The organism is Trebonia sp. (assembly GCF_049794275.1).
Lineage (GTDB): Bacteria > Actinomycetota > Actinomycetes > Streptosporangiales > Streptosporangiaceae > Trebonia.
This window is the reverse complement of the sequence record NZ_JBARCR010000622.1, coordinates 1-2,368: the sequence shown is the minus strand read 5'-3', so window position 1 is coordinate 2,368 and position 2,368 is coordinate 1. Positions and strand designations below refer to the sequence as shown.

Below are 2,368 nucleotides of genomic sequence, written 5' to 3'. Positions count from 1 at the left end.
CGCGCCGCGGCGTTCGCGATTGCCATGGCGACGAGCTCGGTGAACGCGCCGATGCGCGTCTCGGTTTCCGCGGGCAGCGGCTCCGGTCGCGAGGAGCCGACGGCCATGATCCCCCAGAGCCGTCCGCCGGCCAGGACCGGAACCCCGACCGCCGTGCGGACCCCTATGGCGCGGACCTTCTCGGTCACCGGGCCGCTGGCATTGCTGTAGTCGTCGATGCGGGCCGGCTGTTGCGTGCGGAACACGCGGCCGATGATGTTGTCGCCTTCCACCGGTACCCGGGTGCCCGCCGGCAGCGCCTGCCCCCGCAGGTTGTAGGCCCCGACCACCGTCGCGGTCTGATCCCGCTCGTAGACGATCAGGTGGGCACTGTCGAAGTGCAGGAGCCTGGCGGCCTCCTCGGTCACAGCGGCGAAGACCTCCGCGGGCGAGGGCTGGCGGGCGATCAGCGTCGCCACCCGCCGTAGCGCGGCCTGCTCGTCGGCCAGCACGCCCCGTGCCTGTTCTGACTCGGCCGCGCGGCGGCCGGCCTGAGTCGCGACCGCGCCGACAATCACCGCCATCGCCAGGAACAGGCCGAGCACGAGCACGGTCGCCCTGTCGAGGTTGCGCAGCGGAGGCAGAAAGTACCAGTCGAACGCCTCGATGGTCACGACCCCGACCGGGAGCGCGTACAAGATCCCGGCGTAGCGGGCGACGGCCAGCACGGCCAGGAGGAAGAGCAGGCCCAGGAGCAAGGAAGGCACGTGAGATCGCGCGGCTGTGCTCACAACAGCCGCGACAACGAACGCGGCGACGCCCACCAGCACGGCCAGGACGATCTCCACCCAGAACCGTCGGCGCCGCCATTGCGACCACCAGGTCACCCTAACTACCCGCTTAGTCGACTCCGGACAGCTCAGCGAGGCCCGCAGAGCCCGCTCTGATCCGAGCCTGTCACCTCACGCCCTGGCCAGCAATGGCGAAGGTTGGCCCGGTGTCCCCCGCCATCCTCCACGGCCACGGCTAGTCGATAATGCAAAGCATGACGAGCAGCGGCAGAACCGGCCAACCCGGTCCCGATGGGACATGGTGGGCCCCGTCATGACTGGGCCGCGGGTAGTCCTGGCCGAGGACGATGTCCTGCTCCGCGAGGGCCTGGCCAGTCTGCTCGACCGATCCGGCTATGAGGTAGTGGGGCAGGCCGGTGACGGCACACAGCTGCTTGCGCTAGCCCGCGAGACCGAGCCCGACCTGGTAGTGGCCGATATCCGGATGCCGCCGACGCACACTACTGAGGGACTGGATGCGGCCCGGGTGATCCGTCAGGAACGGCCTGATACCGGCATCCTGGTGCTGTCCGCTTATGTTGAAGTCCAGCACGCGATGGAGCTGCTGGCTGGCGGAGGTGGCATCGGCTACCTGCTCAAGAGCCGCGTCGCCGATGTGGAAGAGTTCCTGGACGCGCTGCAGCGGATCGCCAGGGGCGGCTCAGTCGTGGACCCGGCGCTGGTCCGGGAGCTGGTGACCGCCCGCCGCCGCGAGGACCCGCTCGCCGCGCTCAGTGAACGAGAGCGCCAGGTGCTCGACCTGATGGCAGAAGGACGCTCCAACGCCGGAATCGCACGGCGGCTCTGGGTCACCGAGGGCACCGTCGAGAAACACATCAGCAGCATCCTCACCAAGCTGAACCTGCATGAGGCCGACGACGACCACCGCCGCGTCCTCGCCGTGATCACTTTCCTCAAGGCCCGCTGAACCCGCAAGGCGCGCATGACGCCGGCGGCCGCCCGGCTTCGGGGTAGCAGGCAGCCCGCGATTGGGGCTGGCTGGGGGGCTGGCCTGGGGGCTGCCGCTGATGCGACCAGACCGCTGGCACGGCATCGTCGGTCATATAGCGGGATCGTCAGCGTCCCCCTGGCGCGGGGCGCGGGCGGGCCCAGGAACCAAAGGAGAAAGCAATGATCAGGTCACTCACCCGGCTGAACCCTCGCCGGATGCTGCTGGCACTGCTGGCCGTCGCCGCGGCCGCGGTGGTCCTGGCAGCGTGCAGCTCGTCGGCCACATCCTCCAGCAGCGGCAGCAGCGGCGGTACCACCAGCGGCAGTCCGGCGGCGGCGACCGGGGGCAGCCTGAAGACCGCCACGATCAGCGGCGCGACGGTGCTGACCAACGCCGGCGGGTTCACGCTGTACTCGTTCGCCCCCGACACGCCCACCACGTCCAACTGCAACGGCACGTGCGCGCAGAACTGGCCGCCGGTCACCGGGCCGGCCACCGCATCCGGGGTCACCGGCACCTTCAGCACCATCAAGCGATCCGACGGCGCGGTCCAGGCCACCTTCGACGGGCACCCGCTGTACACCTTCGCCGGCGACACCGCCCCCGG

General features: G+C 70.1%; 3 protein-coding genes. 2 read left to right on the top strand and 1 reads right to left on the bottom strand.

Going from position 1 to position 2,368, the window contains the following annotated elements:
• A partial coding sequence (locus tag WA805_RS16650; RefSeq protein ID WP_425242795.1) for a GAF domain-containing protein occupies positions 1-866 on the bottom strand: 866 nt, incomplete at its 3' end.
• Positions 867-1,083: 217 nt separating this feature from the next.
• Here WA805_RS16650 and WA805_RS16645 point away from each other — a divergent pair.
• Both WA805_RS16645 and WA805_RS16640 read left to right on the top strand, forming a co-directional pair.
• Complete coding sequence (locus tag WA805_RS16645; RefSeq protein ID WP_422288540.1) at positions 1,084-1,737, top strand: response regulator; 654 nt, start codon at positions 1,084-1,086, stop codon at positions 1,735-1,737.
• Positions 1,738-1,940: 203 nt separating this feature from the next.
• Positions 1,941-2,368, top strand: a 428-nt coding sequence (locus WA805_RS16640; protein ID WP_425242794.1) for a hypothetical protein, incomplete at its 3' end; no start/stop codon positions are given.

Excerpts from the sequence above, each read along its gene's own strand:
- WA805_RS16645 (WP_422288540.1), top strand. The coding sequence starts at position 1,084 with ATGACTGGGCCGCGGGTAGTCCTGGCCGAGGACGATGTCCTGCTCCGC.